Origin of the sequence: Vibrio sp. T20 (assembly GCF_007858795.1) — a bacterium.
In the GTDB taxonomy this organism is placed as follows: domain Bacteria; phylum Pseudomonadota; class Gammaproteobacteria; order Enterobacterales; family Vibrionaceae; genus Vibrio; species Vibrio satsumensis.
In genome coordinates, this window is record NZ_VFEB01000255.1 from 1 (window position 1) to 320 (window position 320).

The 320-nt window shown below is 55.9% G+C and carries 1 protein-coding gene; it reads left to right on the forward strand.

All coding sequences use genetic code 11. The features are described from left to right. The coding region (locus FTW16_RS24650; protein ID WP_261383520.1) for an Ig-like domain-containing protein at positions 1-313 on the forward strand (313 nt) is incomplete at its 5' end. Positions 314-320 lie beyond the last annotated feature (7 nt).

A 320-nucleotide genomic window follows, 5' to 3' on the forward strand; every position in this document is an offset into this window, starting at 1 on the left:
CTTGACCTTCCGAGGTAGCTTCACAGTCGGCGGCACAGAAGAGGGTGCGACAGTCGAATACCTCGTTGACGGAAACTGGACGACAACCGCACCAGTACCAACGGAAGGTGACAACACGATCACCGTTCGTCAAACCGACGCAGCGGGTAATACATCAGGCAGCAGCGAGCTGACGTTCACTCTAGACACAACAGCTCCAGATGCGCCAACACTGACACTTGATACGGACTCTGGCTCAGCGGCGGATGACTTCTTAACCAACGACGGCAGCTTCACAGTCGGCGGCACAGAAGAAGGTGCGAAAGTCGAATAGCCCGTTG